The organism is Methylocystis sp., from assembly GCF_051062815.1.
GTDB lineage: Bacteria > Pseudomonadota > Alphaproteobacteria > Rhizobiales > Beijerinckiaceae > Methylocystis.
Genome location: NZ_JBPFDU010000078.1, coordinates 89,004 through 115,511, shown reverse-complemented (window position 1 = coordinate 115,511; position 26,508 = coordinate 89,004). Strand labels below are relative to the sequence as shown.

23 protein-coding genes and 1 riboswitch are annotated in these 26,508 nt (G+C 63.6%); of the genes, 14 read left to right on the top strand and 9 right to left on the bottom strand.

Annotation, left to right across the window (positions count from 1 at the left end):
* Nucleotides 1-739: 739 nt before the first annotated feature.
* The gene (locus ACR65W_RS15115) at nucleotides 740-2,545 is read left to right on the top strand and encodes a carbamoyltransferase family protein (RefSeq protein WP_434500353.1); all 1,806 of its coding nucleotides are present in this window, start codon (nucleotides 740-742) and stop codon (nucleotides 2,543-2,545) included.
* 133 nt (nucleotides 2,546-2,678) lie between these two features.
* On the opposite strand, the gene ACR65W_RS15110 is transcribed toward ACR65W_RS15115, so the two are convergent.
* From ACR65W_RS15110 to ACR65W_RS15095, 4 genes are all read right to left on the bottom strand, one after another.
* Nucleotides 2,679-2,870 carry a hypothetical protein gene (locus tag ACR65W_RS15110; protein WP_434500351.1) on the bottom strand — a complete coding sequence of 64 codons (192 nt, stop codon included), beginning with the start codon at nucleotides 2,868-2,870 and terminating at the stop codon, nucleotides 2,679-2,681.
* A gap of 155 nt (nucleotides 2,871-3,025) precedes the next feature.
* Nucleotides 3,026-3,784 (bottom strand): class I SAM-dependent methyltransferase, encoded by a 759-nt coding sequence (locus ACR65W_RS15105; protein WP_434500350.1) that lies wholly within the window; start codon nucleotides 3,782-3,784, stop codon nucleotides 3,026-3,028.
* Nucleotides 3,785-3,794: 10 nt separating this feature from the next.
* The gene (locus ACR65W_RS15100) at nucleotides 3,795-4,811 is read right to left on the bottom strand and encodes a YheT family hydrolase (protein ID WP_434500349.1); all 1,017 of its coding nucleotides are present in this window, start codon (nucleotides 4,809-4,811) and stop codon (nucleotides 3,795-3,797) included.
* Nucleotides 4,812-4,949: 138 nt separating this feature from the next.
* Nucleotides 4,950-5,825, bottom strand: a complete 876-nt coding sequence (locus ACR65W_RS15095) for an S-methyl-5'-thioadenosine phosphorylase (RefSeq protein ID WP_434500348.1) — start codon at nucleotides 5,823-5,825, stop codon at nucleotides 4,950-4,952.
* Between the two features lie 250 nt (nucleotides 5,826-6,075).
* Between ACR65W_RS15095 and ACR65W_RS15090 the strand changes: the two genes are divergently transcribed.
* From ACR65W_RS15090 to ACR65W_RS15070, 5 genes are all read left to right on the top strand, one after another.
* Nucleotides 6,076-6,639 carry a F0F1 ATP synthase subunit delta gene (locus ACR65W_RS15090; RefSeq protein ID WP_434500347.1) on the top strand — a complete coding sequence of 188 codons (564 nt, stop codon included), beginning with the start codon at nucleotides 6,076-6,078 and terminating at the stop codon, nucleotides 6,637-6,639.
* The gene (atpA, locus tag ACR65W_RS15085; RefSeq protein ID WP_434500346.1) at nucleotides 6,639-8,168 is read left to right on the top strand and encodes a F0F1 ATP synthase subunit alpha; all 1,530 of its coding nucleotides are present in this window, start codon (nucleotides 6,639-6,641) and stop codon (nucleotides 8,166-8,168) included. The genes ACR65W_RS15090 and atpA overlap by 1 nt, the downstream gene beginning before the upstream one ends.
* Nucleotides 8,169-8,239: 71 nt before the next feature.
* Entirely contained in the window at nucleotides 8,240-9,121 is an 882-nt protein-coding gene (locus ACR65W_RS15080) for a F0F1 ATP synthase subunit gamma (RefSeq protein WP_434500345.1), read from the top strand.
* A 24-nt stretch (nucleotides 9,122-9,145) separates the two neighbouring features.
* Nucleotides 9,146-10,573, top strand: coding sequence for a F0F1 ATP synthase subunit beta (gene atpD, locus ACR65W_RS15075; RefSeq protein ID WP_175092505.1), 1,428 nt, complete (start codon nucleotides 9,146-9,148; stop codon nucleotides 10,571-10,573).
* Nucleotides 10,574-10,689: 116 nt separating this feature from the next.
* Nucleotides 10,690-11,091: a F0F1 ATP synthase subunit epsilon gene (locus tag ACR65W_RS15070; RefSeq protein WP_175092504.1), complete on the top strand. Its 402-nt coding sequence runs from the start codon at nucleotides 10,690-10,692 to the stop codon at nucleotides 11,089-11,091.
* Nucleotides 11,092-11,221: 130 nt separating this feature from the next.
* Here ACR65W_RS15070 and ACR65W_RS15065 read toward each other — a convergent pair whose 3' ends face one another.
* The 3 genes from ACR65W_RS15065 to recA form a co-directional block, all read right to left on the bottom strand.
* Nucleotides 11,222-12,466 (bottom strand): cyclic nucleotide-gated ion channel, encoded by a 1,245-nt coding sequence (locus ACR65W_RS15065; RefSeq protein WP_434500344.1) that lies wholly within the window; start codon nucleotides 12,464-12,466, stop codon nucleotides 11,222-11,224.
* Entirely contained in the window at nucleotides 12,463-15,135 is a 2,673-nt protein-coding gene (alaS, locus tag ACR65W_RS15060) for an alanine--tRNA ligase (RefSeq protein ID WP_434500343.1), read from the bottom strand. The genes ACR65W_RS15065 and alaS overlap by 4 nt, the downstream gene beginning before the upstream one ends.
* Nucleotides 15,136-15,432: 297 nt before the next feature.
* The gene (gene recA, locus ACR65W_RS15055) at nucleotides 15,433-16,497 is read right to left on the bottom strand and encodes a recombinase RecA (protein WP_175093058.1); all 1,065 of its coding nucleotides are present in this window, start codon (nucleotides 16,495-16,497) and stop codon (nucleotides 15,433-15,435) included.
* A gap of 331 nt (nucleotides 16,498-16,828) precedes the next feature.
* Here recA and ACR65W_RS15050 point away from each other — a divergent pair, with 331 nt between their 5' ends.
* The 3 genes from ACR65W_RS15050 to ACR65W_RS15040 all read left to right on the top strand — a co-directional run bounded on the left by ACR65W_RS15050 (nucleotide 16,829) and on the right by ACR65W_RS15040 (nucleotide 19,184).
* A complete protein-coding gene (locus tag ACR65W_RS15050) occupies nucleotides 16,829-17,356 on the top strand; it encodes an adenine phosphoribosyltransferase (protein WP_434500342.1) in 528 nt (175 codons plus the stop codon).
* A gap of 99 nt (nucleotides 17,357-17,455) precedes the next feature.
* Nucleotides 17,456-18,724: a L,D-transpeptidase family protein gene (locus ACR65W_RS15045; RefSeq protein WP_434500341.1), complete on the top strand. Its 1,269-nt coding sequence runs from the start codon at nucleotides 17,456-17,458 to the stop codon at nucleotides 18,722-18,724.
* A gap of 97 nt (nucleotides 18,725-18,821) precedes the next feature.
* Nucleotides 18,822-19,184 carry a hypothetical protein gene (locus tag ACR65W_RS15040; protein WP_434500340.1) on the top strand — a complete coding sequence of 121 codons (363 nt, stop codon included), beginning with the start codon at nucleotides 18,822-18,824 and terminating at the stop codon, nucleotides 19,182-19,184.
* 58 nt (nucleotides 19,185-19,242) lie between these two features.
* On the opposite strand, the gene ACR65W_RS15035 is transcribed toward ACR65W_RS15040, so the two are convergent.
* Nucleotides 19,243-19,578, bottom strand: coding sequence for a Kazal-type serine protease inhibitor family protein (locus ACR65W_RS15035; protein WP_434500339.1), 336 nt, complete (start codon nucleotides 19,576-19,578; stop codon nucleotides 19,243-19,245).
* 130 nt (nucleotides 19,579-19,708) lie between these two features.
* A riboswitch (Fluoride riboswitch) is annotated at nucleotides 19,709-19,770 on the top strand.
* Nucleotides 19,771-19,854: 84 nt separating this feature from the next.
* On the opposite strand from ACR65W_RS15035, the gene crcB reads away from it, so the two are divergent.
* Nucleotides 19,855-20,229, top strand: a complete 375-nt coding sequence (gene crcB, locus ACR65W_RS15030) for a fluoride efflux transporter CrcB (protein WP_434500338.1) — start codon at nucleotides 19,855-19,857, stop codon at nucleotides 20,227-20,229.
* A gap of 144 nt (nucleotides 20,230-20,373) precedes the next feature.
* Here crcB and ACR65W_RS15025 read toward each other — a convergent pair whose 3' ends face one another.
* On the bottom strand, nucleotides 20,374-23,604 hold the full coding sequence (locus ACR65W_RS15025; protein ID WP_434500337.1) for a hypothetical protein: 3,231 nt from the start codon (nucleotides 23,602-23,604) through the stop codon (nucleotides 20,374-20,376).
* A gap of 342 nt (nucleotides 23,605-23,946) precedes the next feature.
* Between ACR65W_RS15025 and rplU the strand changes: the two genes are divergently transcribed.
* From rplU to obgE, 4 genes are all read left to right on the top strand, one after another.
* Complete coding sequence (gene rplU / locus ACR65W_RS15020) at nucleotides 23,947-24,255, top strand: 50S ribosomal protein L21 (RefSeq protein WP_018409146.1); 309 nt, start codon at nucleotides 23,947-23,949, stop codon at nucleotides 24,253-24,255.
* Nucleotides 24,256-24,319: 64 nt separating this feature from the next.
* On the top strand, nucleotides 24,320-24,589 hold the full coding sequence (gene rpmA, locus ACR65W_RS15015) for a 50S ribosomal protein L27 (RefSeq protein WP_434500336.1): 270 nt from the start codon (nucleotides 24,320-24,322) through the stop codon (nucleotides 24,587-24,589).
* Nucleotides 24,590-24,768: 179 nt separating this feature from the next.
* The gene (locus tag ACR65W_RS15010) at nucleotides 24,769-25,371 is read left to right on the top strand and encodes a GNAT family N-acetyltransferase (RefSeq protein WP_434500335.1); all 603 of its coding nucleotides are present in this window, start codon (nucleotides 24,769-24,771) and stop codon (nucleotides 25,369-25,371) included.
* A 7-nt stretch (nucleotides 25,372-25,378) separates the two neighbouring features.
* The gene (obgE, locus tag ACR65W_RS15005) at nucleotides 25,379-26,443 is read left to right on the top strand and encodes a GTPase ObgE (protein WP_434500334.1); all 1,065 of its coding nucleotides are present in this window, start codon (nucleotides 25,379-25,381) and stop codon (nucleotides 26,441-26,443) included.
* The last annotated feature ends 65 nt before the right edge of the window (nucleotides 26,444-26,508 follow it).

Below are 26,508 nucleotides of genomic sequence, written 5' to 3'. Positions count from 1 at the left end.
GCGACGCGCGGCTAAGGCTATAGCCGCGCGCGTAAGCGCTCAACTCGCGAGACTTGGCCTTGTCAAAAGCCGCCATAAAGGTAAACTTACGTTTAGAGCGGCATTCATCTTGCAAATTCCGATGCCTCTAGGAAGGCTGCATGCACGGGGAGCACGCTGCGGAAAAGCGGCTCAAGATGATCCATGACCACGCGCACCCTGCAGTAACGGAAGTTTTCATCACATCGGCGTAAACCAGCGCCGCGACTCGCCCTTAGAAAAACAATTCACTCGAGGAAACTGAAATGTCCCAGAGCATGAGAAGAGTTCGCAGTTTCTTGATTAATTTTCTAACGGCGCTGTCGATCGTCATCATTCAATGCGGAGCGATCGCCGGCTTTTCCGTGATGGGCGCGACGGCCGCCGCTGCGGCCGGAGATCGCGGCGGTCGCGGAGATAGAGGCGACCGTGGAGGTGGAGATAGAGGCGACCGCGGAGATAGAGGTGACAGAGGCGGGCGCGGCGACCGTGGTGGCCGCGGAGATCGAGGAGGCCGTGGGCGCGGCGGCTGCGGTTGGCAATGGTGGCGCGGCGCCTGGGTGTGGCGCTGCTGACGAGGCGGGCTCCGCTTCAGTTTTCACAAATTCCATAACGGATTTCTTTCGCTCGGACGGGTCGTCCGGGCGAGGTAATTGCGTTCGCAGTGTGTGAGGGCCTTCGCTCGCGTCACGCGCCGCCGGGAAAGCAATGACCAAGAAAAATGACCAAGAAACACGCCTATGTTTTGGGGATCAACGCCTACGATCATGACGCGAGCGCGTGCTTGCTGCGTAACGGCGAACTCGGCTGGGCGATCGCCAAGGAGCGCATCACGCGCGAGAAAAACGACGGCGGCTTTTACAGGGAGCCGGTCGAATATTGCCTGAACGCAGAGGGCGTTTCCGTCGACGACATCGATCTCGTCGTGCGCAATTGCTATATTTTGCCGCCTGCCGAAATGGAGCGGCGCATGCTCCATCAACCGCTGCGATATTTCGCGCCGGACGAAAGCGGCAAGCCTGCCGACTATCCAAAATTCTTCAAAGATGTGCCGGTCGAATATGTCTCGCATCATCTTGCGCACGCCTATAGCGCTTTTGCGCCTTCGCCTTTCGAAGAGGGCGTCGTGATGGTGGTCGACGGCGTCGGAAGCTATCGCGCCGACGTGACGGAGCCCGTTCCCGAGACCGATATCGCCACGCCCCTGGCGCGCGAATCCGAAAGTTATTACCGCTTTTCGGGCTCGAGCGTCGAAACCCTGAAAAAGGTCTGGATGGAGCCGGTCCGCGGTTTTCTCAGCGAAGAATTTTTTAACATGCCGGGACTCGGCGCTTATTACAGCCGCGCCTCCACTTATATTTTCGGCGACTGGAACAAATGCGGCGAGTTGATGGGGCTCGCGCCCTATGGCCGGCCCGGCAAAGTCGAGCCTTTACTGGAAATGGATGGGCAGAACTTGCGCGTTCTCGAGTGGCCGGCGTCGCTCGACAAGCCCTGGGGGCCGATGAGCGGCGGCAAGTGGGAAGGCAATACCGCCATCGAGCATTGGCAGGATCTCGCCTGGCGCGTCCAGGACGACGCCGAGCGGGTGCTGCTCGCGCGCGCCAGATGGCTGCGAGAAACGACGGACGCGAAAAACCTCGTCATCGCCGGCGGCGTGGCCCTGAATTGCGTCGCCAACGGCCGCATCGCCCGCGAGGCCGGTTTTGACAATGTGTGGATTCAGCCTGCCGCCGGCGACGACGGCATCGCCATCGGTTGCGCGCTCTATGGCCGGTTGGCGCTGCAGAAGCATCCGCGTAACTTTGTCATGAAGCACGCCTATCTCGGCCGCGATTATTCAGGCGACGAGATCTCTGCGGCGCGAAACGCCTTCCCCATCCGGTTCGAGACGGCCGCCGAAACCTTCGACGACATTTGCGCCGAGACCGCCAAGCGCCTGTCGGAGGGCAAGGTGATCGGCTGGTTTCAGGGGCGGTCGGAATTCGGTCCGCGCGCGCTGGGCAATCGCAGCCTACTCGCCGATCCGCGCACGTCGGAGATGAAGGATCGGCTGAACAAGCGCATCAAATTCCGTCAGGGTTTCCGGCCCTTCGCGCCGATCGTGCTCGCCGAGCGATCCAAGGAGATCTTTGAAGGCGATCATGATTCGCCCTTCATGCTGATGGCGCAGAACGTGCGGCCGGAATGGCGCGACAAGATTCCCGCCATCGTTCATGTCGACGGCACAGCGCGCGTGCAGACCGTGTGCGAAGAAACCAACCCTCGGCTTTACCGGCTGTTGAAAGAGTTCGAGAAGCTCACCGGCGTGCCGGTGCTTCTGAACACGTCATATAATGTTAAGGGCGAGCCGATCGTCGAAACTCCCGCGGACGCCGTTCACTGCTTCCTCAACACCAATATCGATTGTCTGGTGATGAAAGACATGATCGTCACCAAAGCGCCCCTCTATAATTGGATATCGCCGCTCTTCAAATTTTATCGCGATGTGGCGGCGAAGGTGCGGGCGGGCGTGGAGGCGGGGTGACGCGGCCGCTCGATCGCCGAGGACTTTTTCGCCGCTTTCAAGCTTGTGGACATAGCGCTGAAATCGCCTCGCGCTCGCGCAGCGCGAGGCCTCGTCGCGGGGACGACATTGTCCCCGACAGCCGCTCAGAAATCTATTCGACCGCTTCGGCTTTGACGAAATTCCAGGACGCCGTGTCGACGATCCTGTTTTCGCGACTCTCATTGCTGAGCTTGGCGCAGGTGCCCTCGACCTCTGTGACGGTCCACAGATCGATCTCTTCGTCCCAGGCGCCTTCGCAATTCACCAGCGTCGTGACCTTATAGATTTTGCCAGCCTCAAGCATGTTGCTGTCCTGTGCTGAACGATTCCCTTGGGAAAATACGGCATGGGCTCAACGCGACGACTCTTTACTATCGTCGCCAAAAAACAGGCAAAATTAGGGAAAGCTGCGGGCGACACATAGAATAGGCGCGCATCGTTCCCCGCCAATTCTTAAGTTCACGCCGTGTTGACGCCGCAGCGCATGTAAAGCGGGACGCACAGCGGCAGATCCGGCGGATGCGCGCTCCAGGCCTCCTCCAGCTCCCGATCGACGAGCGCCAGCGGATCGCGGCCATAATGCAGTCTGTATTTCTCGACCGCGGACCAGGTCTTGAGAAAGCTCACGAGATCGCTTTTCGATCGCGCAACCGGCGTGTGAAACGGCGGGCAATCGATCTCCTTGAACGGAAACGGCAGGGTCTCGTAGCGCTCGAAATACAGGGCCGAATTCTCCGCCCAAAAGGGGCCGAGAATATCCTCTTTGAGCCTGCGCAGGATCGCGTCGAGCGGCTCGACATGCGTTCGCGGCCAGTCATAGGTCCATGCCGCGATGATCCCCTCGGGGCGCAAGGCGCGCCGCGCGTTTACGTAAAACTTCGGCAGGTCGAACCAGTGGATCGAACAGGCGCAGGCGATGAGATCGACCTCCGCGCGCAGGCCGAGATCGTCTTCCGCGCGCGCCAGGCGATAGTCGACATTGGGCTCTTTTGGCGCGAGCGCCAGCTGCCGGGGATCGGGATCCGTCGCGAGCACGCGTGTGAAATGGCGCGAAAGTCCGAGCGCCGCCTGCCCGCTCCCCGCGCCGCAATCCCAGGCGAGCAGATCCTGCTTCGCGACGCTTGCGAGCCACGCGAATAGCGCGTCGGGATAGTGCGGGCGAAAGGCGCGATAGTCGTCGGCATTGTCGCCGAACACCATCGTCTGGCGTGCATTCATTGCGGCGATCTCACTTCGTCTCGAACATGCCTTGCGGGCCCAAACCTTTTTGCTTGAGCCACTGCGCCGTGGCGCGATCATGCCAGGGCGTCAAGCTGCCCACGCCGTGGAAACCCATGTGTCCCCCGCCCTGCGTCAGCGCCGCCTCGATCTTCGGCAAATTCGACCAGTCGATCGCTGTGTAACTCTGCGCCGGAACCCAGGGGTCGTCGAGCGCGTGCAGGATCAGCGTCGGCAGCCTCGCGCCGGCGAGGAAATTCTTCGCGGCGTTGGATTCGTAATAGTCCGGCGCGCCCCGATAGCCGAAATGCGGCGCGACGAAGCGGTCGTCGAATTCGTAAAGATTGCGGGCGCCGGCGATGGCGGCGCGCTCGGCGGCGGTGAGCGCGGCGCTCGGCGCCAGCGCCTCGCGTTTCATCTCATTGAGCATGTAGCGATGATAGACGAAATTGCGCGGCGCCATCAGCCGGGCGCAGGACGCAGCAAGGTCAATCGGCGTCGACACGGCGACGGCGGCGTGAACTGGCAGCCCATGCCCGCCTTCGCCCACAAATTTCAGCACGAGATTGGCGCCGAGCGAATTGCCGATGAGCACAATGCCATGACGCACGAGTTCCGCCGGCAGGCCGCGCAGCGCCGCGACCAAATCCTCGGTCTTGCCGGCGTGGTAGCGCCCGCCCGAGGTGGCGCGCGAGGGCGCGGCGCCGCGCAGATTGAGGCGCAGCACCGGCCAGCCTTGGCTCACGAGATAGCGCGCCGTGGCGATTCCATGCCGGCTGGATTCGGAGCCGGCGAGCCCATGCGTCAGAACGATGAGCGGCGCGCCGCTATCCGTCGCCGGCCGATCGAGCCGCGCCGCCAGAAGGTCGCCGTCCGGCATGGCGAGCAGCAGCCGCTCGCCGCCGGGAAGTTCCGGCGGTCCGCCGATGATGATGTTGCGCAGAGTCTGCAGATCGCCGCCGAGCCACGGCGCCCGCTCGCGGAAGGGGGGAAGCGCGGGGTTTGAGGAGGTGGGCTCGCTGGGCATTGCTCCTAGCCTACAACCGACTGGGCAGGCTGGCGAAAGCTGGTCGCAAGATCAGCTTGCCGCGTTGGCTTTGGCCAGCGCTGCGCCGCCTCTCGCTCCGTTCGTGGGTGAGCCTCGTGGCCGAACGTGATTCGCCCCTCACCCCCCATTCACCCGTTTCATCACCGCATCCAGCTTCTTCAACAGTTCCGGATCGCGCGCGTCGGGGGCGGTGACAATGGCGCTGTCGAGCGCACGGTCGGAGCCGATCGGGCAAGGCTCGTGTTCGCGCGGGAAATCGGTCAGAACCCGCGCCAGCAATCTCGCGACGGTCGCCGAATTCTTCTGAACCACAGCGATCACCGAGGCGATGTCGACATTGTCGTGCTCGGGGTGCCAGCAATCGAAATCGGTCACCATGGCGACGGTCGCGTAGGAGATTTCGGCCTCGCGCGCGAGCTTGGCTTCGGGCATCGCCGTCATGCCGATCACGTCATAGCCCGCGGCCTTGTAGGTGAGCGACTCGGCGTAGGACGAAAACTGCGGGCCTTCCATGCAGACATAGGTTCCGCCGGCGACATGATCGATGCCCTCGGCCTTCGCCGCCGCGCCGATGCGGGAGGAGAGCAGCGGCGCGATCGGATGCGCCATCGACACATGCGCGACGCAGCCGTCGCCAAAAAAAGAGGATTGGCGCGCGAAGGTGCGATCGACGAATTGATCGATCAGCACGAAGAGACCGGGAAAAAGCTCGGATTTGAATGAGCCGCAGGCGGAGACCGAAATCAGATCGGTGACGCCGGCGCGCTTCATCGCGTCGATATTGGCGCGGTAGTTGATGGTCGAGGGCGAGAGCCGATGGCCGCGCCCGTGCCGCGGCAAAAAGACCGCCTGGGTCGCGCCCAGTTCTCCGAAGCAAAGTTCGTCGGAAGGCTCGCCCCAGGGCGTCGCGACGCGCTCGCGGCGGATGTTGGCGAGCCCCGGTAGATCATAAACGCCTGACCCGCCGATTATTCCGACGACCGCTTTGGTCATGAATGATGTCTCCTTCGTAGCTGTTGCTTGGCCGGGTTTTGGGCCGGCGCCAAAAATCGCGGCAATGTGACAGGGTTGCGCCCCCAAAACGCCTGTGTTAGGGGACGCTCGCCTTGGAGCTGGGGCGCAGCGGCCCTCGTTCCTTTTCCTACAGCATCCGTCGTTTGAGGCTAACCGCTTAATCGTCGCGACCGTGCAACTTGCACTGCGAGCGGCGTCTCCAAACGGCGTAGATTGACGAGCGAACCAAGTGGCTCAAGACGGGGATTCCTTATCAGGCGTTGCAGGTCGCTACGCCTCCGCACTCTATGATTTGGCGACGGAAAACCACGCCGCCGATGACGTCGCCGCGGCGCTCGATCGATTTAAGACTCTGCTGGACGGCAGCGCCGATCTCAAGCGCATGGTCAAAAGCCCGGTGTTCTCCGCCAAGGAGCAGCTCGACGCCCTCGAGCCCGTTCTCAACAAGGGCCAGATCTCCGGCATCGCCGCCAATTTCATCCGTCTCGTCGCCGCCAAGCGACGTCTCTTCGTCATCTCCGACATGATCGCCGCCTATCGCCGCCTGCACGACAAGGCGAAGGGCCTGGTGCGCGCCGATGTGACGATCGCGGCGCCGCTGAAGCCGGATCATGAAGCCGCGCTGCGCGAGACGCTCGCCGGCGTCACCGGCGGCAAGACCATCGATCTCAAGGTGACGACGGATCCGTCGATCATCGGCGGTCTGATCGTCAAAATCGGTTCACGCATGGTCGACGCCTCCGTGCGCACCAAGCTCAACTCAATCCGCACACGCATGAAAGAGGTCGGCTGATGGATATCCGCGCCGCAGAAATTTCCGCGATCCTCAAAAAGGAGATCGCCAACTTTGGCGCCGAGGCCGAGGTCACCGAGGTCGGCCAGGTTCTGTCCGTCGGCGACGGCATCGCGCGCGTCTACGGACTCGACAATGTGCAGGCCGGCGAGACGGTCGAATTCCAGGACGGCACCAAGGGCATGGCGCTCAATCTCGAAACCGACAATGTCGGCATCGTGATTTTCGGCGACGACCGCGCCATCAAGGAAGGCCAGACGGTCAAGCGCACCGGCGCCATCGTCGAGGTTCCCGTCGGCAAGGAGCTCCTGGGCCGCGTCGTCGACGCCCTCGGCAATCCGATCGACGGCAAGGGGCCGATCAAGACGGCGCAACGTTCCCGCGTCGACGTCAAGGCGCCGGGCATCATTCCGCGCAAATCCGTGCATGAGCCGATGGCGACGGGCCTGAAGGCCGTCGACGCGCTGATCCCGATCGGCCGTGGCCAGCGCGAACTCATCATCGGCGACCGCCAGACCGGCAAGACCGCCATCGCGCTCGACACGATCCTCAATCAGAAGTCCCTGAACGACGGCGACGACGAGAAGGCGAAGCTCTACTGCGTCTATGTCGCCATCGGCCAGAAGCGCTCGACCGTGGCGCAATTCGTCAAGGTGCTCGAAGAGCGCGGCGCGCTCGAATATTCGATCATCGTCGCCGCGACGGCCTCCGATCCGGCGCCGATGCAGTTCCTCGCGCCCTTCTCCGGCTGCGCGATGGGCGAATATTTCCGCGACAATGGCATGCATGCCGTGATCATCTATGACGATCTGTCCAAGCAGGCCGTCGCCTACCGCCAGATGTCGCTGCTGCTGCGCCGCCCGCCGGGCCGCGAAGCCTATCCGGGCGACGTCTTCTATCTGCATTCACGCCTGCTCGAGCGCGCCGCGAAGCTTTCCGACGATCGCGGGGCCGGATCGCTCACCGCGCTGCCGGTCATCGAGACGCAGGCGAACGACGTGTCGGCCTATATTCCGACCAACGTCATCTCGATCACCGACGGCCAGATCTTCCTGGAGACCGATCTCTTCTACCAGGGCATCCGTCCTGCGGTGAACGTTGGCCTTTCGGTGTCCCGCGTCGGCTCGTCGGCGCAGACCAAGGCGACCAAGAAGGTCGCCGGCAAGATCAAGGGCGAACTCGCGCAATATCGCGAAATGGCCGCCTTCGCCCAGTTCGGCTCGGACCTCGACGCCGTGACGCAGCGCCTCTTGAATCGCGGCGCGCGGCTCACCGAACTCTTGAAGCAGCCGCAGTTCTCGCCCTTGAAGATGGAAGAGCAGACCTGCGTGATCTACGCCGGCGTCAACGGCTATCTCGATCCGCTGCCGGTCAATCGCGTGCGGGCGTTCGAGGACGGCTTGCTCGCGCTGCTGCGCTCGCAGCACAGCGACATTCTCGAGAGCATCCGCACGACGAGGGATCTCACCGACGAGACCGCGGCGAAACTCAAGAGCGTCGTCGAGAGCTTCGCGAAGTCCTTCGCGTAACGAGCGTGTCGTCATGGCCGGGACAAGCCCGGCCATGACGGGCGTTAGAAAAACGAGACAGGCAAAACGATATGCCCTCGCTAAAGGATCTTCGAAACCGCATCTCCTCCGTCAAGGCGACGCAGAAGATCACCAAGGCCATGCAGATGGTCGCCGCCGCAAAATTGCGCCGCGCCCAGTCGGCGGCGGAGGCGGCGCGTCCCTATGCCGAACGGATGGAGTCGGTGCTGGCCAATCTCGCCTCCGGCGTGACGGCGGGCGGACCTGCGTTGCTTGCCGGCAATGGCAAGGACGAGACGCACCTGCTGGTCGTCGCCACCGCCGAGCGCGGCCTGTGCGGCGCCTTCAATTCCTCCATCGTGCGTCTCGCCCGCGAGCACATCGCGCGGCTTCAGGATCAGGGCAAGACCGTCAAGATCCTCTGCGTCGGCAAGAAGGGTTTCGAGCAGCTCCGCCGCCAGTATGAGCGCAACATCATCGAGGTCATCGAGCTGCGCGGCGTCAAGCAGATGGGCTTCGACAATGCCGATGAGATCGGCAAGAAGATCATCCGCATGTTCGAAGAGGGCGACTTCGACGTCGCGACGCTGTTCTTCTCGCGGTTCAAATCGGTGATCGCTCAAATTCCGACCGCGCAGCAGCTTATCCCGGCGCAAATTCCCTCAAACGAGAACGCGCCGCCGGTCGAAGGTCCGCAGGCTTCCTACGAGTATGAGCCGGGACAGGACGAAATTCTCTCGACGCTGCTGCCGCGCAACATCTCCGTGCAGGTGTTCCGGGCGCTGCTCGAGAACGCCGCCTCCGAACAAGGCGCCCGCATGAGCGCGATGGACAATGCGACGCGCAACGCCGGCGACATGATCAAGAAGCAGACGACGATCTACAACAGGTCGCGTCAGGCGATGATCACCAAGGAGCTCATCGAAATCATCTCGGGCGCCGAGGCGCTCTGAGTCATTTTAGGACGAGGACGAAACATGGCCGCCAATAAGCCCAGCGGGCGCATCACCCAAGTCATCGGCGCCGTCGTCGACGTGCAGTTCGACGGGCAATTGCCTGAGATTCTGAACGCCCTCGAGACGACGAACCAAGGCAATCGCCTCGTTCTCGAAGTCGCGCAGCATCTGGGCGAAAATTCCGTTCGCACCATCGCCATGGATTCGTCCGAAGGCTTGGTGCGCGGTCAGGAAGTCACCGACACCGGCGCGCCGATTTCGGTTCCCGTCGGCGACGAGACGCTTGGGCGCATCATCAACGTCATCGGCGAGCCGGTCGACGAGGCGGGCCCGATGCTCACCAAATCGCGCCGCGCGATCCACCAGCCGGCGCCTTCCTACGCCGAGCAGGCGACGGAAGCGCAGATTCTCGAGACCGGCATCAAGGTCGTCGATCTGCTCGCGCCTTACGCCAAGGGCGGCAAGATCGGCCTGTTCGGCGGCGCGGGCGTCGGCAAGACCGTGCTGATCATGGAGCTCATCAACAACATCGCCAAGGCGCATGGCGGCTATTCCGTCTTCGCCGGCGTCGGCGAGCGCACCCGCGAAGGCAACGACCTCTATCACGAGATGATCGAGGGCGGCGTCAACAAGAAGGGCGGCGGCGAAGGCTCCAAGTGCGCGCTGGTCTACGGCCAGATGAACGAGCCGCCGGGCGCGCGCATGCGCGTCGCGCTGTCGGGCCTCACCGTCGCCGAGGACTTCCGCGACCGCGGCATGGACGTGCTGTTCTTCGTCGACAACATCTTCCGCTTCACCCAGGCGGGTTCGGAAGTCTCGGCGCTTCTCGGCCGCATCCCTTCGGCGGTGGGCTATCAGCCGACGCTCGCCACCGACATGGGCGCGCTGCAGGAGCGCATCACCACGACGACCAAGGGCTCGATCACTTCGGTGCAGGCGATTTACGTGCCGGCCGACGATCTGACCGATCCGGCGCCCGCCACCTCCTTCGCCCATTTGGACGCCACGACCGTGCTGTCGCGTTCGATCGCGGAAAAGGGCATTTATCCGGCGGTCGATCCGCTCGACTCGACCTCGCGCATGCTGTCGCCGGCCATCGTCGGCGAGGAGCATTACGACGTCGCGCGTAAGGTGCAGTCGACGCTGCAGCGTTATAAGTCGCTGCAGGACATCATCGCCATTCTCGGCATGGACGAGCTGTCCGAAGAGGACAAGCTCGTCGTCGCCCGCGCCCGTAAGATCGAGCGCTTCCTGTCGCAGCCCTTCCATGTCGCCGAAGTGTTCACCGGTTCGCCCGGCAAGCTCGTCGCTCTCGCCGACACGATCAAGGGTTTCAAAGGACTCGTCGAAGGCGAATACGACCATCTGCCGGAGGCGGCTTTCTATATGGTTGGCTCGATCGAAGAAGCGGTCGAAAAGGCCGCGAAGCTCGCCAAGGAAGCGGCGTAACTTTTACAAAGCGTTTTGGCCGGACGTGCTCCGGCCATGACGCTGATCAGTTTTCGTGGATGGCCGGGTCACCCCGGCCATGACGGGCTGGACGCAAAGCGCCGTCGGAGAACATCATGGCTGCATTCCACTTCGAACTCGTCTCTCCCGAGAAGCATCTCTTCTCCGGCGAAGTCGAGTCGGTCGTCGCCCCTGGGGCCGACGGCCAGTTCACCGTGCTCAAGGACCATGCGCCGGTCATGACCACGCTGAAGGCCGGCGTGGTGACCGTTTCCGGCGGCGAAGGCAAGGTTGAGAAGCTTTTCGTGCGTGGGGGATTCGCCGACGTCAACGCGTCCGGCTTCACCATTCTCGCCGAACAGGCGATTCCTCTTTCCGAAATCGACGTCGCCAAGGTCGACGCCGACATTCGGAACGCGCGCGAAGACATCTCCGACGCCAAATCTGACGAAGCGCGTCTCGCCGCGTCCGACAAGCTCGCTCAATTGCAGGAGCTGCGCGCGGCGATCGGCGGCTGATCAGACCGCGATGGACATTCACGCGGCGGCCCGCCGCGCAGGTCTCGCAACTTCTCTCCACGTCATGCCCGCGCTTGTCGCGGGCATCCACGCGGCGCTCTCACGCGGAACCGCTCAAACGCAGCGTGATCTATGCCTCGTCCGCTTCTGCCGACGCCGCCGGTTCTTCGAGCTCGGCCTCGATGATGTCGCCGTGCCGCTCGACGGGCGCCAATCCCGATCGCGACTGGGCGACCTCGCGTATCGCGTCTCCGATTTCCGGATTGCGCTTGGTCAGCGTCTGCAGATCATAGGCGTCCAGGATGAGGAGTTTCGTTGCCGCGGTCGCCCGCACGTCGGCGGTGCGCAACGTTTTGCGCAGCACGGCGATCTCGCCGAAGAACTGCCCTTCGCCGAGCGTGACGTTTTCATGCGCCAGCTCGACTTCAACCTCGCCCTCGGCGATGAAATACATCGAATGGGCGGGATCGCCCTTGCGCACGATCAATGCGCCACGAGGAAGGGACTGCGCCCGAAGATAGCGCATGATTTCGGCGATTCCGGCCGCGTCGAGGCCGCGAAACAGCGGCACGCTGGCGACCATCGTCCAGGTGACGACGAATTCGCGGCGGTGGATCTCTTCAGCGAAGGCGGTGGCGAGAATGCCGACCGGCAGGCCCAGCAGCAGAAAGCCCGTCACCATGGCGAAGGAGGCGATGAGCTTGCCCGCCAGCGTGAGCGGAATGACTTCGCCATAGCCGACGGTCGTCACCGTTTCGATCGCCCACCACATGGCGTCGGGAATCGTGCCGAATTTTTCGGGCTGCGCCTCATGTTCGGCGATATGCATCGCTGTCGAAAAGAACAGCACCGCGCCAAAAAGAATGATCAACCAGGCGAGCAGCGCCTTGCGCTCGGCCTCGATCACCGCGAGCAAGGTGCGGATGCCGGGAGAATAGCGGGCGAATTTGAAGAATCGCAGCAGGCGCAGCATCAAAAAGACGCGCAGATCCGCCGAGAAGTAGAAGGACAGATAGAAGGGCAGGAAGGCGGCGAGATCGATCAGCGCCCAGCCTGATGCGATGAAGGCGAACCGCGCCGCCGTCGCCGAGCGGCGCGCATAGAGCGCATGTTCGGGCGCGCACCAGACGCGCAAGACATATTCGAGCGTGAAGGCGGCGACGGCGACATATTCAATGACGTTGAAGATGTCCTCATAGCGGTCGCTGTATTCCGGCACCGATTCGAAGATCACCGAAACGACCGACAGCAGGACGAGCCCAATCAGCCCGCGATGGACGACGCGCGCGATCCGGTCGTGGCTGCCGCCGTCAAGGACGACGTGGATGCGCCGCCGCAATAACGCCAGACCGCGCCGCCGGTCCGGCTCGCTCATGGCGCAGCTGCTTTTCCGCGCAACGCGTCCTCGACGGAGGCGAGCGCCTGATCGATGGCGGCGGCGTTCGGGCCGCCCGCCTGCGCAAGGTCGGGCCGGCCGCCGCCGCCCTTGCCGCCGAGCATGACGCTCGCGACGCGCACGAAATCCACGGCGCTGTATTTTTCCGTGAGATCGTCGGTGACGCCGACGACGATGCCTGCCTTGCCGTCGGGCGAGGCGCTGGCGATCGCGACGACGCCCGAGCCGATCGCCTTCTTGGCGTCGTCGACCATCGACTTCAAATCCTTGGCCTCGATGCCTTCGACCGCGCGCGCCAGGAGCTTGACGCCGCCGATGTCGCGCGGCTTCTCGGCGGCGCCGTCGCCAGCGCCGCCGCCCATCGCCAGCTTGCGCTTGGCGTCGGCGAGTTCGCGCTCCAGCCGCTTGCGCTCGTCGAGAAGCGCGGCAAGCCGCGCCGGCGCGTCCTCGAGCGGCGCGCGCATCAGCGCCGCCATGTCGCGCAGCGCGCGCGACTGCGACACAAGCTGGCTGCGCGCGCCCTCGGCGGTGCGCGCCTCGATGCGGCGCACGCCGGAGGCGACCGCGCCTTCCCCGACAATGGCGATGAGGCCGATGTCGCCGGTCCGCGAAACATGCGTGCCGCCGCACAGCTCGACGGAGAAGGGATGCGCGGCGCCGGGGTTTAACGGCCCCATCGACACGACGCGGACTTCGTCGCCGTATTTCTCGCCAAAGAGCGCGCGCGCGCCGGAGCGGATGGCGTCGTCCTGAGCCATCACCCGCGTCTCGACCGGCGCATTGTCCTGAACGATTTCATTGGCGAGCGTCTCGACGCGCGCCAGCTCCTCATCGGTGAGAGGCTTGGGATGGGTGAAGTCGAAGCGCAGCCGGTCCGGCGCAACGAGCGACCCCCTTTGCGCCACATGCTCGCCGAGCACCTGCCGCAGCGCCTCATGCAGAATATGCGTGGCCGAATGGTTGGCGCGCGACTGCGTGCGCCGCTCGTGGTCGACGTCGAGCTCGAGCGCGAGGCCGGGCGTGATCTCGCCCTCTTCGACGACGCCCTCGTGAACGATGAGGTCGCCGAGCTTTTTGACGGTGTTTTCGACGCGAAAGCGCACGCCGCGGGCGCGCATCACGCCGACGTCGCCGACCTGTCCGCCCGACTCACCATAGAAGGGAGTCTGATTGAAGATCAGCGCCCCGCGCGCGCCTTCCTTAAGCGAAAAGGCCTCGCCGCCGTCATGAATGATCGCGGTGACGACGCCCTCGCTTCTTTCAGTTTCGTAGCCGAGGAATTCGGTCGCGCCGAGACGTTCCTTCAGCGCGAACCAGAGCGCTTCGGTCGCGGTTTCGCCGGAGCCTGCCCAGGCCTTGCGCGCGTCCGCCCGCTGGCGCTCCATCGCGGCGTTGAAGATTTCCTTGTCGACGCCGATCCCGCGCGGACGCAAGGCGTCCTCGGTGAGATCGAGCGGAAAGCCGTAGGTGTCGTAGAGCTTGAACGCCGTTTCGCCGGAAAGCTTGTCGCCCTGGCCGAGCGCCGCCGTCTCCTCGTCAAGGATCGCGAGGCCGCGCGCGAGCGTGGCGCGAAAACGCGTCTCTTCGGAGAGCAGCGTGTCGGCGATGAGCGACTGCGCGCGCACGAGCTCCGGATAGGCCTGCCCCATCTCGGCGACAAGCGTCGGCGCCAGCCTCCACATCAGCGGCTCCTTCGCGCCGAGAAGCTGCGCGTGACGCATGGCGCGGCGCATGATTCGGCGCAGCACATAGCCGCGGCCTTCGTTCGAAGGCGTCACGCCGTCGGCGACGAGGAAGGAGGAGGCGCGCAGATGGTCGGCGATGACGCGGTGGCTCGCGCCCTGCGGTCCGTCGACCGGCGCGCCGGTGAAATCGGCGACCGCGCCGGTCAGCGCGCGGAAGAGATCGATGTCGTAATTGGAGGTCACGCCCTGCATCAGCGCGGCGATGCGCTCCAGCCCCATGCCGGTGTCGATCGAGGGACGCGGCAGCGGCGCGCGTTGCCCCGGCGCCACCTGCTCATATTGCATGAAGACGAGGTTCCAGAACTCCAGGAATCTGTCGCCATCCTCGTCAGGGCTGCCGGGCGGACCGCCTTTGAGCGCCTCGCCCTGATCGTAGAAGATCTCCGAGCAGGGGCCGCAGGGCCCGGTGTCGCCCATGCTCCAGAAATTGTCGGCGCTGCTTATGCGGATGATGCGGCTGTCGTTAAAGCCGGCGATCTTTTTCCACAGATCATAGGCCTCGTCGTCGTCGTGATAGACCGTGACGAGCAGCCGATCGACGTTGAGCCCGAATTCGCGCGTGATGAGGCTCCAGGCGAGCTCGATCGCGCCTTCCTTGAAATAGTCTCCGAAGGAGAAATTGCCCAGCATTTCAAAGAAGGTGTGATGGCGCGCGGTGTATCCGACATTGTCGAGGTCGTTATGCTTGCCGCCGGCGCGCACGCATTTTTGCGCCGAGGCGGCGCGCGCATAGGCGCGCTTTTCAACGCCGGTGAAGACGTTCTTGAATGGCACCATGCCGGCGTTGGTGAACATCAACGTCGGATCATTGTGCGGCACGAGCGACGAGGAGGCGACTTTCTCGTGCCCATTATGCGCGAAATAGTCGAGGAAGGCGGTTCGGATCTGGTTGACGCCACTCATGCGGTCACGGCTCGCGAATGCGTCTCTGTCGCCAAAGCGGCTTCTGCGCCGATGCGGGAGACGCGTTTAAAACAATAACCTGGAGCGGCCTTTCGCTTCAACGAAACAGGCGACGGCCCGAGGTTGCGGCGAAGGCTGCGGCAGGCGGCGCCGTCGCGCGCTTCGTCATGCGCGATATGACAGTTTCGGGGAGAAACGGCAATGGCGAGGGGACCGCCAGGCCCCCTTGCGCTATTCCAATCGCCAGCGGGCGAAGCGCCTCAAGCTTGTGCCGCTGAGTGCGGCGCGTGAGGCGGCCTAGGCCTCGTTTTCATCCGGCGCGTCAAGAATACGCTCGGCGATCAGCCCGGCGTTCTCGCGGATCGCCTGTTCGATGCGCTGCGCGGCCTCGGGGTTTTGCTTCAAAAAGCTCTTGGCGTTCTCGCGGCCCTGGCCGAGCCTCTGGCTGTCGTAGGAGAACCAGGCGCCCGACTTCTCGACGACGCCGGCCTTGACGCCAAGATCGATCAATTCGCCGAATTTGGAGACGCCCTCGCCATACATGATGTCGAATTCGACCTGTTTGAACGGCGGCGCCACCTTGTTCTTGACCACTTTGACGCGGGTCTGGTTGCCGGTCGTCTCGTCGCGGTCCTTGATCGCGCCGATGCGGCGGATGTCGAGCCGCACCGAGGCGTAGAATTTCAGCGCATTGCCGCCGGTCGTCGTCTCCGGCGAACCGTACATCACGCCGATCTTCATGCGGATCTGATTGATGAAGATGACGAGCGTGTTGGAGCGGGCGATCGAGGCGGTGAGCTTGCGCAGCGCCTGGCTCATCAGCCGCGCCTGCAGGCCCGGCTGCACGTCGCCCATCTCGCCCTCGATTTCGGCGCGGGGCGTCAGCGCCGCCACCGAATCGACGACGAGCACGTCGACGGCGCCAGAGCGCACCAGCGTGTCGGTGATTTCGAGCGCCTGCTCGCCGGTGTCGGGCTGCGAAATTAAGAGATCTTCGAGATTGACGCCGAGCTTGCGGGCGTAGATCGGATCCAGCGCATGTTCCGCGTCGACGAAGGCGCAGACGCCGCCCAATTTCTGCGCCTCGGCGATGACATGCAGGGTGAGGGTGGTCTTGCCCGAGGATTCCGGCCCGTAAATTTCAACGACGCGGCCGCGCGGCAGGCCGCCGACGCCCAGCGCGATGTCGAGCCCCAGCGAGCCCGTCGAAATCGTCTCGATCTCGACGGCCTTCTGGTTCTTGCCGAGCCGCATGATCGAACCTTTGCCGAAGGCGCGCTCGATCTGCGACAGAGCGGCGTCAAGCGCCTTGGTCTTGTCCACGGACGTCCCTTCCACGAGGCGGAGATTGGCTTGGCTCACGGCTGAAAATTCCTTCTGACACGGTTAGCTAGGCGCAGGCAATGCGGCTGCGAGGGCGTTCGCGAGGCAAGGGGCGCTGGGCGAAAGAGCGCGCTCGACCCTGAACTCCAGTGTGCACGATTTGTTCTCTTTGCCAAGTTTTTTTTGGAGACCTTGTCCGGAAATTGAGGGGCGACAACAGTAGTGATCGGGCGCGCCTGTGCGCGTAGCCCGTCCCCAGCCACGCCCCCGCATTTGCGCCCTCCCCCGCCATCCGTGTATCTCTTTGAGCGTGGCGGTTTCGCCATTCCATCCACGCGGCCAAATTCGCCGCTGATCGCAAGGCCGTTTCATGCCGCTTGCCGCCGCCATTCGCACCATTCCCGATTATCCCAAGAAGGGAATCCTCTTTCGAGACATCACCACCCTGCTCGGCGACGCCAAGGCGTTCCGCAAGGCGGTCGACGAACTCGTGCAGCCCTGGTGCGGCGGCAAGATCGACAAGGTCGTGGGCATGGAGGCGCGCGGCTTCATCCTGGGGGGCGCGGTGGCGCATCAGCTTTCCGCCGGCTTCATCCCGATTCGCAAGAAGGGCAAGCTGCCGCATCGCGTCGTCTCGATCGCCTATGAACTCGAATATGGCGTCGACGAAATGGAGATGCATGAGGATGCGGTCCTCCCCGGCGAGCGGGTGATTCTCGTCGATGATCTGATCGCCACCGGCGGCACCGCCGAGGGCGCGGTGAAGCTCCTGCGCCAGGCCGGCGCCGACGTCGTCGCCGCCTGTTTCGTTATCGACCTGCCCGACCTCGCCGGCGTGAAAAGGCTCCAGACGCTGGGCGTCCCGGTGCGCACGCTGGTCGCCTTCGCAGGCCACTAAAGCGCCTTTTTCGAGTGGTCTTGCTCAGCCCAGGCTCGAATTTCAGAATCTCGGTTCAAAATCTCGGCTCAGAATCTTCAGGAGAGGCTGCATAGGCGTATGACGCCGCGACGGACACATTTGGCGCTGGCGGCGATCGCCGTCGCCGCGCTCGTCGGCGGAGTCGTGGCCCTCCGCTATATGCCCTGGGGCGGGAGCGCGTCTCCCGTGCGCAGCGACGCCGCGCGCGGCGCCTGGAGCGGCGCGCTGCCGACCGGCCTGCGCCGCATGGCCCTGCGGGTGAAGCCCGGCGCGTTCCCCCCTGCTCCACCGCCCGTCGCCGTGCAAGAGCCAACCGCCGAGGTGGCGGCGCTGCCGGCGCAAGACGGCGTCGAAGGGTCGGTGTCGTTCCCGCCCGCGCCGCCGCCCGCGCGGCCGGAGATTGTGGAAAAGCCCACGCCGCTGCCCCCGTCGCGACCGGCCAATCTCGCCGAGCTTGCGGACAAATTCGCCGAGGCGGCGGCGGCAGCCCCCGCCGAGCAGCCGCAAACCGCCGAGGCGACCCCGCCGGCGCCCGCCAATGCGCCGCTGCCGCCGGCCCGGCCGCAGGAGCCGTCGGCGAGAGCCGCGGTTGAGGCGACGCCCACGGCGCAGGAGTCGGCGCCGCCGACCCAGGTGGCGCGCGCCGTCGAGCCGACCTTGCGGGCTGCGCCCGAGGACGCCTTTCAGCAGGAGGCCCCGATCCGCTACGGCATGGGGGACCAGGTCTTCGTGCGCATCTTCAAGCAGGAAGGCCAGCTCGAACTCTGGCTTCGAAAGAGCAACAGCCGCTTCTCGCTCTACAAGACCTATCCAATCTGCAAATGGTCAGGCAAGCTCGGGCCAAAGCTCAAGGAAGCCGATTACCAGTCGCCGGAAGGCTTCTATAGCGTCTCGGCGAAGCAGCTGCATCCGCATTCGAATTATCACCGCGCGTTCAACGTCGGCTATCCGAACGCCTTCGATCGCCAGAACGGGCGGACCGGCGGTCTCGTCATGGTGCATGGCGCGTGCAAGTCGGTCGGCTGCTTCGCCATGACCGACCGCGGCATCGAGGAAATCTACGCCTTCGTCGAGGCCGCGATGCGCGCCGGCCAGCGTGAAGTGCAGCTGCATATTTTTCCCTTCCGCTTGACGGAGCAGGCGATCGCTCGGGAAACCGGCGGCAGCTGGCTCGCCTTCGTCGGCGCGGGCGGCAATTATAAGCACTGGACCGAGTTCTGGCACAATCTGAAGCAGGGCTACGACATCTTCGAGCAGACCGGCGAACCGCCGGTGGCCTTCGCCTGCGGCGATCATTACGCCTTTGGCGCGGGGGATTCGTCATGCCGACGCATCGCCGGCTGGTGATCGCGGCCCGCTGAGACGCTGTTCAGCTTGGTTTCAGCCGGCGCGCGCGAAGATGCCTTGGCGAAAGCGCTGGGGGCGCAATCAGGGAAAACGCCGCATGCGGCTCGTGACCTACTCTATCGTCGGCGCGGCTTGCGCCCTCGGCATCCTCTTCACGCCGATCGCTCAGGCGGCCAATGCGCCGCTGTGCCTCGCGATCGCTCAAAACTACAACACCTGCATGCGCCAGCATCAGTACGGGCGCGGCGGGCATGGCGGTTATGGTCCAGGCTACGGCCAATATCGCCGCGGCTATCCCGGCGACGATTTCGACGGCGATCCCGGCGACTATGACGGTTACGGCGGTTACGGCGGCTATGGCGGCTATGGCGGCGGCTCCCCCCGCCGCCGTTACGAGCGCGCCAAGGCGGCCTGCGCGATCTGGATCGCGCAGATGCAGGCCAGCGGCTGCTTCAACTAGCCCAAGATTTGGCGCGGCTCGATTGCGCCGCGCCGGCGCCAGATCTCAGCCACCAGTCTCACCTGTAAGGTTTCGGGCACTCGCCGTCCGACTTTTTCGCGACCTTGGCGGCGCGACGCGTGCAGTCGTTGCCATAGGTTTTGTCATCACAGCCGCAAACGGGACGATAGTCCCTGGTGCAGATCTTTGGAACCTCCACACACTTGCCGGCGATGTCCGCCCCGCGGCATTGGCCCGGCTCGGGGTCGCACCACAAGCCTGTGTCGCATTGAATGCCGGCGATGCCTGCGCACATCTCGCCGACCTTGGCGGCCGAGGCGGGCGCGGGAGCAAAGAATATGAAGAGCGTCGAAGCGAGCAGCGCGCAGAGGCGCAAGCCAAGGCGTAAATTCATCGCAATTCTCCAAAAAATTCTTTCGTAACGGTGGGATAACGCCTGCGGCCGGCGAGCGTTCCCGCGACGGCGGCCGGCGACTGCGGGCGGCGGCCCCCGGTTGATCGTTTGCGCCGGCGCGACTAAGCTGCCTCCCACACGGGATGGGGCTCCCGGTAACCGCCTGATGAGGCTGATGGCTCCTGCCGCAAGGACGCGCGTCCTGCGGGAGGAGCGCGCCTAAAACGCCGCCTGCCGCAGCATGTTTGTCGTCCGCCTGTTGGAAAGGACGACGTCATGGGCTTCTTCATCGTATTTGCTGGCGGAGGACTGGCCGCGGCCGCGCGCCACGGGGTCAATCTTCTTCTTGCCCGACTGATCGGCGTCGGTTTTCCGTTCGGGACGCTGGCCGTGAACGTGCTTGGCTCGTTCCTGATGGGCGTGATCGTCGGTTATTTCGCCTTCCAGGGCGAGGCGTCCCAGAACTGGCGCCTGTTCCTCACCACCGGAATCCTCGGCGGCTTCACCACTTTTTCGGCCTTCTCGCTCGAGACGGTCTTGCTTTACGAGCGCGGCGAACTGGCGATGGCGACGTTCTATGTCGTGGCGTCAATCGGCCTAGCGGTCGCCGGCCTCCTCGCCGGCCTGTCGCTGCTGCGGCATTTTTCGTGAAGGGTTTAAACCCAGCTTTGCCCCCCATTAGTCGCCCGCCGAGCGGATGACGAATGGCTTGTTTGACCCTAAGAAGACTGGAAGGCCAGCCTTAGGCAAGGCCAATTGAGGTTTAAACTCACGTGCGTTGTGTGGCCCGGGGCGTCACGCGCGATTAGGGACGACCGACGGTTCGACGTCAGACTTCGCAAAATGCTCATCGGCCTTCTGACCGAGGCAGCATTGTTCGACGTCATGGGGGCCCACGTCCCTTGTCGATTTTACGATGAGGTTCCGCTTCAGGATCGCGATGTCGGAAAAGAGCTGCGGTTTCCCACCCTCTATCACCGCAGGCATGAGCAGATAGACGCCCGCCTTCTCGTAGTCGGTAAGGAAGCGGCGGAGATACGTGTCGGTGTCGGGTTGCATGCGGTTGAACCGCGAGAGAACAATGGCTCCTCCAGGCTTGCAGTCTTCCGATGGACTGAAACCTGAGGTGATCAACACGTTGTAGTGGTGGGGGTTCTCGTCTGACACGTCTCGAACGATAGACAGATAAATCTCGTCCTCGCGGTCAACCTTTCCGAAGCGCTCGCGCCAGCGTTCGAAGATCGAGCGTGCCGCGTCACGATCCGCGAACAGCAAGCCCACGGCGGGCGGTACGTCCGGCCCATAGCTGGCGTAGAACGTTCCCTTCCATCCGGCCTTGTTCCAGAGATTGTAGTCGATCACCGAGCGGGTCTGGATGTCGCGGTGATTGCCGCTCTTCCACCAGGTCTCCATCTTAGGGCCAGCCCGTTCGTCGTTCTCGTCCGGATCGTTGACCTTTTCGCGGACAATTGTCGGCCGGTCATCGCGGAGGACGTACGTCTTGCAGACGAACTCATTCCACGTATCGAGGGACGCCAGATCACGCGAAAACAGGCGATGGAAACTGTTCGCTGTGATCGAAATCATCGTCACGCGGTCAAAAACAGCCTCGTCGCGAGCAAGGCACTCGACCAATTCCTTGCCGCCATGCCAAACGCAGCTAGCGGCCATCGTGAGCAGGGAAACTTGGGTGAGGAAGCGGATCGTGTCAGCGGAACGTTCAAAAGAAGTGAGCGGCAAGTCCTTCGGCCAAACGAGCTTCGCGGTTGGCTTCAGAGGATCGATCTTAAATGACGGCACCGCTGCCCCAGCATCTTCTACAAGAACGATCTCATAGTGCTCCGTGTGAGGATGAATCCGGAGTTCAAAAGCGGTAGCAAAACAGGCCTCGATGGACGCAAGGATAGCTTCCGCAACGAGGGTCGCGGTCGTTGTTCCTTCGAACACCACTTCGACCGTCATTCCCATGACCGTCGATTGCATGCGGGGGCACCCTGGCCGGTTTGTGATCAGCGGACCTCGGATGTCGTCGGTCACCGGCTGGCTAGCAAGCCTCTTGACCATCTCCTGTACGGCCTCGACGGATTCCCCGGACGGTAGTGATCCGTCGGTGCGAAGCTGATCCTCGTAGCCAAGGGCATAGAGCAGCGCGAATCGCGCCGTGAAGAGACCGAGTGCTTCCAGCACGTCCGGAAGGCCTTCGACTTGACGCAGTTCCACGGGCTGGAAGTTGAGGAAGTAGCTTCCGACCGCCATGTCGAAGGTTACGAGCCGATCTTCGAGAAGTTTTTTCGACTCCTCGGCGAGCGGCAAGGCCTTCAGGCACCCATTGAGGAGTTGGATGGCTTCGAGGAAATCCGGCAGGTGGCGCAGCTCAAGCGCCGTCCAGGCCATGAGTTCGAGCGTTGGGATGATCGCAACATCGATCTGACTATCCGCCTCGCCTTCGATGGCGATGGACGCAGCTGCGAAAATGCAGGTGGCGCGTGAGGCCCAGAGGAGGCCGGCACTACGGTAGGCTAGGCTCAACAGCTGCAAAGCTTCAATGAGCTTCTCGGCATACTCCTTCTTGGTGAGCTGGCGCGCCGCTTTGCCGAGCAGCCGGATCATCTCGAAATGAGCGTCGAAGTCGAGCTTCTGGGCGCGTTTGAGAAGCACCAGCGCGCCTTCGGCCTCGCTAGTCCGTTCGCTGACAAAGTCCGCGACTTCCTCAATCAGCGCGTTGTAGGCTGGATCATTGCCCGCCGTGTTTCCAACCGCTTCGATCAGGTTGACGAGGCGGGTTGCTTCGAATTCGCCGAGGCCGCGAGCCTGCGCCAGAATTTTGGAGAACTCCTGCCAAATTGGAGGGATCGCATGGCGGTCGCCCGCCAGCATGGCTCCGTTCAGGCGACCTAGGAGCAATAGCGTGCGCGCCCAGAGCGCGTTGTTCGGGCGGTCCTTATTCGCAGCGACAGCTTCAAGCCGGGCTTTGAGCCGGTCAGCGCGCGCGTCGAGATCACATTGCTCGCGCGTGAAGTGACTATAGATCACGGCGTTGAAGAGCATCTGAAGGAGGTTAGAGAGGAACTCCAGATTGATCGAGTGATCGCTGTCGATCGCTAACGCCTCGAAGGCGTCGTAGCTGGAATTCAACTCGTTATAGTCGTCAAACCACCAAACGGCGGTCCAGAGGGCTTCGTAGCGGGCCTCAAGTTTCTGCCGGTAGGTCCCATTGACATCGCTAAGACGGATCGCCCGCTGGAAGCGCCCGTCGGTCTCCGGACGCGGGCGCTCAAGCGAACGGGAAAGCTTGGCGCCGAGAAGTGCCTCGGTAACGCCTTGGCGCTCCATCCCCGAAAAGCTGTCGGGGTCCGAAAACGACTTCTCGATCGCTTCCAATTGCCGGTTACGGGAATAGTCGGCGGGACCAAGTCGGCTCGCATCGGCGACCTCCAGTCCCACGTGGAGATAGTTGTAGGCCAAGTCTTTGCGGTCGAATTCGATGACCTGCTGCACGATCCACGAGCGATCGTGAACCGTGACTTGGATCCCGTACTTTTTGGTCAGTTCATCTTCAAGCGCGGCGCGGGCCTTCGCCTTCGCATACCGACTCGTTACAAAGATGATGCGCTTATAGCCGCGTTCGGTCTTGGCGATTCCGTCGACATCGCTGCGGACTTTGGCCAGCCAATTCGCTTTGGCGCTGAACGCGAAAGCCCACTTCTCCTTGCCGGCATTCGGCTCGCCGACATAGGTGAGGGCCATGATCTCATCCGAGACGGGAAGCGTCTCGGAGTCGGCTTTGCTGTCGCCGCCGCCATCAGGGCCGGTCTGTGGCCGCAAGTTTGGGCAGATGGCCCGTTCGCAGAGCTTGCGGCAGAATATCTCGAATTCGTGGGTCTGATTGCGCGAAGTGATCGTGTCGAGGTGGTGTTCGAAAACGGCGGCGTCGAGTAGGTAGGAGGTGCGCTCGAGCGTGTCCGAATAATTTTCAGGCCGAAGCTGGCGCATGAAGGCAGAAGGAGAAAGCTTTTCGTTCGCCATATCCCCTTTCCGGGTCCGAGGTAGGCCGAACATCAATAGAACAGAACTCACGCGAGCGCCAGAATTCTGGACGGATTACAACATCCGCTTGGCGCGAAGCGGCCATTGTCGCCTGCCAGCCAGTTTCTGTTTTTACCAAAATCTGAAATTCAAACTGAGACGCTACCCAACAGCCCACATATTGACAGTCGCCGGCTTTGAAGGGTAGATGAACGTCGCTTCGGCGCGGCGGTTTCGCCGCGCTTTTCGTTTGCGCCTGGCGCAAGTTCGAGGCGAAGCCACTAACTGCCAAGAAGCCGGCCGGCGGAGACGCCAGCGTCGGGACGAACACAGGAAAAAAAGATGTTCGCAGTCATCAAAACCGGCGGCAAGCAATATAGCGTCGCCGCGGGGGACGTGATCACCGTCATGGCGCTCGACGGCGCGCCGGGCGACGCCGTCACCTTCGACGAAGTGCTCATGCTGGGCGGCGACAGCCCCAAGGTCGGCGCCCCGACGATCGCGGGCGCGAAAGTCTCCGGCGAGATCGCCGAGCAGACGCGCAGCGCCAAGTCGATCGCCTTCAAAAAGCGCCGTCGGCAGAATTCAAAGCGCAAGCGCGGCCATCGCCAGGACCTGACGCTTGTGAGAATCACCGCGATCGAGAGCTGACCGCCCTCTCGCGACACTTAAAATAAGCGGCCCAGTCGCCGCATAGGGAAATCGGAGCAAGACCATGGCGCACAAAAAGGCAGGCGGCTCGTCGCGCAACGGCCGCGATTCGGACGGCCGGCGCCTCGGCGTCAAGAAATTCGGCGGGGAATCCGTCATCGGCGGCAATATTATCGTGCGCCAACGCGGCACGAAGTGGCGCCCGGGCCGCAATGTCGGCATGGGCAAGGACCACACGCTTTTTGCGCTCGTCGAAGGGGTCGTCGAATTCAAGTCCAGCGGCGGACGCGCCAGCGTATCGGTGGCGCCGGCGCCCGCCGCAGCAGCCGAGTAAGGCGGTAGGGGACGACCCGCCGCCGGCCTTCCGGCGGAACGTCGTCTCGACTACCTCTCTCGCGAATTCAGGCGGGAACGTTTCAGGCGAGATGTCCGGAAGCGCCGTGAAGGGCCAGTGGGGAGCGCTCTCCTTTCAGGCTCTTGGGCCAATATTTCCGATGTCGCTTGGAGCAATCAATGTTTCCCGAAATTACCCGCGACGACGTTTTTCGGCTGGAGACTGAAAGACTGTGGCTGCGTTGGCCGCGCGCCGCTGACGCCGAGGAGATTCGCCAGCACGTCGGCGATCCCGACGTCGCGCTGATGACGGCCAGCATCCCGCATCCTTACGCGCCGCACGACGCCGACGCGTTCATCGCATCGGTGCGTGAGGAGAACGGCGCCGGCGGCGGCCTCCATCTCGTCATCACCCCGAAGAACCGGCCCAACGAGCCGATCGGGCTTGTGAGCCTTCATGGCGCGGACCGTCGCGGCTCGGCGACGTTCGGATTCTGGCTCGGCAAGCCCTATTGGGGACAAGGCTATACGACCGAGGCGGCCAGGGCGCTCATCGACCTCGCCTTCGGAATCACGTCGCTGGATCGGATCGTCTCCGCCGCGCGGCCGGATAATCGCTCGTCGTTGCATGTGCATGAGAAGCTCGGCTTCCACCGCACGGGCAGCGGCATGCGGCCGGCGCCCGCGCGCGGCGGCGACATGGAAGTCGAGCTTTTCGAGTTAAAGCGCGGCGAAGCGCATACGCTGTTCGGCGCCCGCCGGCCGCGATTCTTTTCACCGTGAGCGGCAGATGAAATTCCTCGACCAGGCCCGCGTTTTTGTCCGCTCCGGCGACGGCGGCGCCGGATCCGTCTCCTTTCGGCGCGAGAAGTTCATCGAATTCGGCGGGCCGGACGGCGGCGATGGCGGACGCGGCGGCGACGTCGTCGCCGAATGCGTCGCCGGGCTGAACACGCTGATCGATTACCGCTACCAGCAGCACTTCAAGGCCAAGACCGGCGGCCACGGCATGGGCAAGAACCGCGCCGGCGGGCGCGGCGCCGACGCCGTGCTGAAAGTGCCGGTCGGGACGCAAATCTTCGAGGAGGATGGGGAAACCCTCATCGCCGACATGACCGAGGTCGGGCAGCGCGTCGTCATCTGCAAAGGCGGCAATGGCGGATTCGGCAACGCGCATTTCACCACCTCGACCAATCGGGCGCCGCGGCGCGCCAATCCGGGCCTCGAGGGCCAGGAGCGCACCATCATCCTGCGGCTGAAACTCATCGCCGACGCCGGGCTGATTGGCCTGCCCAACGCCGGCAAGTCGACATTCCTGGCGACGGTGACGGCGGCGAAGCCCAAGATCGCCGACTATCCCTTTACGACGCTGCACCCCGGACTTGGCGTCGTGCGCAGCGACGACAGGGAACTCGTTCTGGCGGACATCCCGGGTCTGATCGAAGGCGCGCATGAGGGCCACGGCCTCGGCGACCGTTTTCTGGGCCATGTCGAGCGGTGCCGGGCGCTCCTGCATCTGATCGACGCGACCGGGGAACATGCCGGCAAGGATTACAAGATCATCCGCGGCGAGCTCGCCGCCTATGGCGCCGGTCTCGCCGAGAAGCCCGAAATCGTTGCGCTTTCAAAGATCGACGCGGTCGACGCGGATCATCTCAAGAAGCAGCGGGAGCGGCTGAAGCGGGCGATCGCCGCCGCCGGGCCCGAGACGCGCGAACGCCATCCGGCGCCCTTGCTCCTTTCGTCGGCGAGCGGCGCCGGCGTCAGGGAAGCGCTCCGCGCGCTGTTCGACGCCATCGAGGCGCAAAAGGCGTTCGAGCGCGCGTCAGACGCCGCGGGGCCCTGGAGCCCCTGACTTCGGGCGCGACCTTTAATCGCCGCCGACGCGCGGCGTCGCCATTGACCTTGACAAGATCAGTG

What these genes read in the sequence shown, in the direction of transcription:
- ACR65W_RS15115 (WP_434500353.1), top strand. Translation starts at nt 740, where the DNA reads ATGACCAAGAAACACGCCTATGTTTTGGGGATCAACGCCTACGATCAT.
- rpmA (WP_434500336.1), top strand. Translation starts at nt 24,320, where the DNA reads ATGGCGCACAAAAAGGCAGGCGGCTCGTCGCGCAACGGCCGCGATTCG.
- obgE (WP_434500334.1), top strand. Translation starts at nt 25,379, where the DNA reads ATGAAATTCCTCGACCAGGCCCGCGTTTTTGTCCGCTCCGGCGACGGC.
- ACR65W_RS15080 (WP_434500345.1), top strand. Translation starts at nt 8,240, where the DNA reads ATGCCCTCGCTAAAGGATCTTCGAAACCGCATCTCCTCCGTCAAGGCG.
- ACR65W_RS15065 (WP_434500344.1), bottom strand. Translation starts at nt 12,466, where the DNA reads ATGAGCGAGCCGGACCGGCGGCGCGGTCTGGCGTTATTGCGGCGGCGC.
- atpD (WP_175092505.1), top strand. Translation starts at nt 9,146, where the DNA reads ATGGCCGCCAATAAGCCCAGCGGGCGCATCACCCAAGTCATCGGCGCC.
- ACR65W_RS15110 (WP_434500351.1), bottom strand. Translation starts at nt 2,870, where the DNA reads ATGCTTGAGGCTGGCAAAATCTATAAGGTCACGACGCTGGTGAATTGC.
- ACR65W_RS15100 (WP_434500349.1), bottom strand. Translation starts at nt 4,811, where the DNA reads ATGCCCAGCGAGCCCACCTCCTCAAACCCCGCGCTTCCCCCCTTCCGC.
- atpA (WP_434500346.1), top strand. Translation starts at nt 6,639, where the DNA reads ATGGATATCCGCGCCGCAGAAATTTCCGCGATCCTCAAAAAGGAGATC.
- rplU (WP_018409146.1), top strand. Translation starts at nt 23,947, where the DNA reads ATGTTCGCAGTCATCAAAACCGGCGGCAAGCAATATAGCGTCGCCGCG.
- alaS (WP_434500343.1), bottom strand. Translation starts at nt 15,135, where the DNA reads ATGAGTGGCGTCAACCAGATCCGAACCGCCTTCCTCGACTATTTCGCG.
- crcB (WP_434500338.1), top strand. Translation starts at nt 19,855, where the DNA reads ATGGGCTTCTTCATCGTATTTGCTGGCGGAGGACTGGCCGCGGCCGCG.
- ACR65W_RS15105 (WP_434500350.1), bottom strand. Translation starts at nt 3,784, where the DNA reads ATGAATGCACGCCAGACGATGGTGTTCGGCGACAATGCCGACGACTAT.
- ACR65W_RS15045 (WP_434500341.1), top strand. Translation starts at nt 17,456, where the DNA reads ATGACGCCGCGACGGACACATTTGGCGCTGGCGGCGATCGCCGTCGCC.
- ACR65W_RS15035 (WP_434500339.1), bottom strand. Translation starts at nt 19,578, where the DNA reads ATGAATTTACGCCTTGGCTTGCGCCTCTGCGCGCTGCTCGCTTCGACG.
- ACR65W_RS15010 (WP_434500335.1), top strand. Translation starts at nt 24,769, where the DNA reads ATGTTTCCCGAAATTACCCGCGACGACGTTTTTCGGCTGGAGACTGAA.
- ACR65W_RS15025 (WP_434500337.1), bottom strand. Translation starts at nt 23,604, where the DNA reads ATGGCGAACGAAAAGCTTTCTCCTTCTGCCTTCATGCGCCAGCTTCGG.
- ACR65W_RS15050 (WP_434500342.1), top strand. Translation starts at nt 16,829, where the DNA reads ATGCCGCTTGCCGCCGCCATTCGCACCATTCCCGATTATCCCAAGAAG.
- ACR65W_RS15040 (WP_434500340.1), top strand. Translation starts at nt 18,822, where the DNA reads ATGCGGCTCGTGACCTACTCTATCGTCGGCGCGGCTTGCGCCCTCGGC.
- ACR65W_RS15095 (WP_434500348.1), bottom strand. Translation starts at nt 5,825, where the DNA reads ATGACCAAAGCGGTCGTCGGAATAATCGGCGGGTCAGGCGTTTATGAT.
- ACR65W_RS15070 (WP_175092504.1), top strand. Translation starts at nt 10,690, where the DNA reads ATGGCTGCATTCCACTTCGAACTCGTCTCTCCCGAGAAGCATCTCTTC.